The following is a 4362-nucleotide window of genomic DNA, read 5'->3' as shown; positions in this document are numbered from 1 at the left end:
CAATCACCTAAAATCATCTTCCATACTGAATTCCAAAAATTTGATATATTGTTCTGAGGATAGCTCTAAAAAACGGTTTACTACCCATACTTGTTCTACCTCAAATTGAGAAAGCTCTATATCTTTAAAAGATTTATTTGGAGAAAATAATCTAAACTTTCTTCTGAAATATGATAGATATCTACAAACTATACCTGAACCATATTGTAGGCTTTTGTAAACAATGATATAGGGAGTGTTCTCTTCAATATTTTCATAAAACTCTATTAGATCATAGCTTAATGCCAAATTACTTGGTAAACATCCTACTTTAACCATGCTTACATCACCAACTTCAAAGGCAAAACCTCCTTGTAAATTAGGAACTTTAATCTTCGATAGACGATCCAAGTACAAAGGGTCAAAATAATGATGAACATATTTTTCAGCACTTGGTGCCATTATTACACATACATTGTTGCCTTCAATGTTTTCTGGATCATTAACCAAATTGTTCATGTGTAATCTTGTGATATAACGGGCTTGTGCTTTATCAAGATCATCTTCAAGTTGCTCTATTCTCATTCTCCCTTTTACATATTCTCTAAACATTAAATTATATTCATCTTCTTTTTTATCAGGATTAGGAAAGAAATCATCAGGTAAATTAAAATATTCTATTATTGCACTTCTGTTATGTCGTTTAATTACTTCTTGCTTATATAACCCATAAATCCCTTGACGGGTCATAAGCAAAGCTGATGCTAGCCTATTCATCCCTCCTTTTCTATTGATATTATTCTTCAATATGAAATCCTTTAGGATTTTACCGTGATGATATCTGTCAGAAGGATCTTGGGTGTCCATAAATAAAAAATACTAATTAAGACAAAATTGTCTCACCAAAGTTACAAAATGTAAATAAATTTACTTTACATTTGTAGAAGAAATTTTCATGAAAAAGAAAAATATATACTAAGAGAGTCATTTTTATCACATGATTTACAACACTATTAGAATTGTAAATTAATTATTAGCAATCTTATATTTATATTAACCTTTTTTGAAATATCATTTTTGTAATGTAAAAAAGTTTACTATTAATTCATCATTTTTTGGGCTTATGAACTACAAGTATTGTATCAAAGAAAAATTAGAAAAATTACCAGTAGCAAAATACAAAGTTACTAAACTGGAAATTATCAAGGCTTTGCAGAAAACAGGAAGAACCTTTAATAGATATTGTAATCTAATGGTTCAGGATCATTCTGATATTCCTACACAAGATTTAGATATCATTGCTTCTTATTTAGAGTGTAGTGCAGACGAATTAAAAAACTATAAAGTTCAGAGATCTACGATCTTGCACAAAATTGTACGGAAATCTTCTAAAAAAAGTTTTTTAGAAGATTAGAAAGTATAGTTTATATATTCAACAATCTTACGTCATTATATTTCTGTAAACAAGCCTTTAACCCCTAAGCTTAGGAAATATCAAGCACTAATTTATCGTATATCACCATAACCAAAGAAAATAATCATCTCTTATTGGTCAAGGTTTTCTATGTATAAGTTTTTCAGCTTTGATTTTATCAAATACATCTTTAATGGAATACACAAATGATAACAAGAAAAACCATCATATCCAAAACTCATTATGGGCTAAAGATATACAGCTATATTTTACGGCAGTTTTATCCCAAAGAAACGGTGCTGTTTGTAAACGGTAAACAATGTAAACCAACATTCAATCCCTTTGTCCCCGTAAAACACCGTAGTCTCTCCATTCAAGTTGTAAACAATCAAGCTGTTTACCATGATTTGAAGCATACAAATTTTAAAGGAGATGTTTTTAATTTTGCACAATTGTATTTTAAAATGGATACACAAGAGGAGTTATTAATTAAAATTAATGATGCTTTACATTTAAGATTAGAAAATATAATTTCTGATTATCAAACCAAACTCCAACGGATCAATCTAGCTTTAGAACAAATACCTGACAATCAAAAGACTCCTAAATTTAGTTATTACAGTAAGAATTTATACAACCTCTATCCTAGCACTACAGTAGATATTTTTGAAACCTATTTAATGCTTACCAATACCATCAGAAAACACAAGACACAAACACTTCGGAAATTAAGTACTCTGCAACACCAAAAAAAGTATAAAAAGAATCATTTTGATTATGTAACCTTTTCAGGAATATTTATAAAACGAAATAACACTTCTCTTATCAAACATTCAGGATTATTGACTATAGATATAGATGGTATATATGATAGGAAAAAACTACAAGAAATAAGAGAAATACTATTAAATGACCCGTATTTTTCTACCGAACTATTATTTACTTCTCCTAGAGGAAACGGATTAAAATGGATCATAAGAATCTCACTACTTCAAGTCTCCCATAAAGATTACTTTAAAGCTGTTTCTACTTATTTAAAACAAACGTATCATATTGAAATAGATACTAGTGGCGGAGATGTGAGCAGAGGATGTTTGCTCCCCTATGATCCACAAGCTTATATTCATCCTAAATATATATCATAATGGCGTTATTTAATCCTAAAAAGTATTTGGACACAACAGAACAGCAAATTACTTCAGAAAAACAAGTATCCCAATCCTATCACGATGATTTTGATACTGTACAACAAGTAATTGTTAAACTCGAAGCTTCTGCTATTGATATTACAGCAAATTATGAGGACTGGGTAAAAGTTGGTTTTGCTTTTGCTAGTGCATTTGGACAACAGGGGGCGACTTTGTTTCATCGAGTAAGTAAGTTCTATCAAGGCTACGAGTACAAAAAATGTCAGTATCAATATGAACAATGTCTAAAAAATAAAAGGACTGGGGTCACTTTAGGAACATTTTTTCATTTTACAAAACTAGCAGGCATTCAGCTAAAGAAAAAAAAAGAAGAGATAGTTCCACTTAGGGAAACTACTAAACCAGAAAACCAAGTGGAAATTGAAAAAACCTTATCTGAATTTCCTGACTCTATTTTTAAACAACTACCTCAATACATACAACAAGTCCTACAACCTGCTGTAAATAATAAAGAAAGAGATATTCTTTTATTAGGATCTCTTACAGTAATTAGCGCATGTTTACCAAATGTTTACGGTATTTATGATCAATTTACAGTATATCCTAATCTTTTCTTATTTATAACAGCTCCTGCATCATCTGGTAAAGGAAGGGTTAATCTATGCCGACGGTTGGTAGCTCCTATACATCATCAAAAGCGGAATCAGACTAATGCGCAAAAAGTACAATACGAAGTAGAACTAGCAGAGTATTATGAATTAAAAAAGAAAGATAAGACTTTAGAGAAACCTCATAAACCATTAGAAAAAATGTTATTCATTCCTGCCAATAGTAGTGCTACAGGCACTTTTCAATTATTAGCCAATAATGATGGAACAGGATTAATTTTTGAAACTGAAGGAGATACCCTAGCACAAACATTTAAAAGTGAACATGGTAACTATAGTGATGGTTTTAGAAAAGCATTTCATCATGAGCCTATTAGCTATTACCGTAGAACGGATAACGAGTATGTTGATATTCCTTGTCCAAAAGTATCAACACTATTAACAGGAACTCCAGATCAAGTACTTGCACTAATGCCTGATTCCGAAAATGGTTTGTTCAGTCGTTTTATGTTTTACAGGATGGAACGACAAAAAAAGTGGCGTAATGTATTTGCCAACTCCAAAGCAGAAGGGTTAGATAGTATCTTTGACAAATTAGGACAACAATTTCAACCATTTTTTGATACCTTAACCATGCAACATCAAGGAATACGAATTTACCTTCAAAAAGAGCATGTAAGGCATTTTAATGACTTTTTTAGTAGACAATATGATAAGTTCTTGTTTTTAAAAAAGAATGGACTAGAAGCTTCTTTATTTCGCTTGGGACTAATCTGTTATAGAATTGCTATGGTTCTTTCTGCTATACGTATATTGGAAAATGATACGCTCACCCCTAGTAAGGAATGTAGTTCACAAGATTTCAATAGTGCCTTAGTTATCACAGAAACTTTATTAGAGCATACTGAAGCAGTTTTTTTATGCCTACCCAAAAGAAAGCTTGTGCTTCCTAGACAAAAAAATGGGAAAGAAATATTCTTGGATCAATTACCAATAGAATTTACCACACAGGCTTTTAAAAAGATTGCAGATACTTTAAAAATATCAGATAAAAGTGCAGAAAGATATATTAAGGAATTTGTAGAAAAAGGATTTATACAAAGAACTCATCAAGGACATTATAGCAATACCCTCAAAAAAAGGCACTGAGGTTTTTGAGGTTTCTGAGGGTTTGAGGTTTCTGAGGTTTTCAGGAAAAGGGACTCTCTCTAGC

4 protein-coding genes are annotated in these 4362 nt (G+C 31.1%); 3 read left to right on the top strand and 1 reads right to left on the bottom strand.

Annotated elements, in window-relative coordinates; all coding sequences use genetic code 11:
* Window positions 1–3 precede the first annotated feature (3 nt).
* The gene (locus tag N456_RS08775; protein WP_062056017.1) at window positions 4–846 is read right to left on the bottom strand and encodes a hypothetical protein; all 843 of its coding nucleotides are present in this window, start codon (window positions 844–846) and stop codon (window positions 4–6) included.
* 256 nt (window positions 847–1102) lie between these two features.
* Here N456_RS08775 and N456_RS08770 point away from each other — a divergent pair, with 256 nt between their 5' ends.
* The 3 genes from N456_RS08770 to N456_RS08760 all read left to right on the top strand — a co-directional run bounded on the left by N456_RS08770 (window position 1103) and on the right by N456_RS08760 (window position 4298).
* Window positions 1103–1393: a hypothetical protein gene (locus N456_RS08770; RefSeq protein ID WP_062056015.1), complete on the top strand. Its 291-nt coding sequence runs from the start codon at window positions 1103–1105 to the stop codon at window positions 1391–1393.
* Between the two features lie 206 nt (window positions 1394–1599).
* Window positions 1600–2538, top strand: coding sequence for a BT4734/BF3469 family protein (locus tag N456_RS23725; protein WP_082422488.1), 939 nt, complete (start codon window positions 1600–1602; stop codon window positions 2536–2538).
* Complete coding sequence (locus tag N456_RS08760; protein WP_062056013.1) at window positions 2538–4298, top strand: DUF3987 domain-containing protein; 1761 nt, start codon at window positions 2538–2540, stop codon at window positions 4296–4298. The genes N456_RS23725 and N456_RS08760 overlap by 1 nt, the downstream gene beginning before the upstream one ends.
* The last annotated feature ends 64 nt before the right edge of the window (window positions 4299–4362 follow it).

This window comes from Aquimarina longa SW024 (genome assembly GCF_001401755.1).
GTDB lineage: Bacteria > Bacteroidota > Bacteroidia > Flavobacteriales > Flavobacteriaceae > Aquimarina > Aquimarina longa.
This window is presented reverse-complemented; position numbering and strand designations above follow the sequence as displayed.

Bases quoted from the DNA above. Each gene is read 5' to 3' on its own strand.
- N456_RS08775 (WP_062056017.1), bottom strand. From the start codon at position 846: ATGGACACCCAAGATCCTTCTGACAGATATCATCACGGTAAAATCCTA.
- N456_RS08770 (WP_062056015.1), top strand. From the start codon at position 1,103: ATGAACTACAAGTATTGTATCAAAGAAAAATTAGAAAAATTACCAGTA.
- N456_RS23725 (WP_082422488.1), top strand. From the start codon at position 1,600: ATGATAACAAGAAAAACCATCATATCCAAAACTCATTATGGGCTAAAG.
- N456_RS08760 (WP_062056013.1), top strand. From the start codon at position 2,538: ATGGCGTTATTTAATCCTAAAAAGTATTTGGACACAACAGAACAGCAA.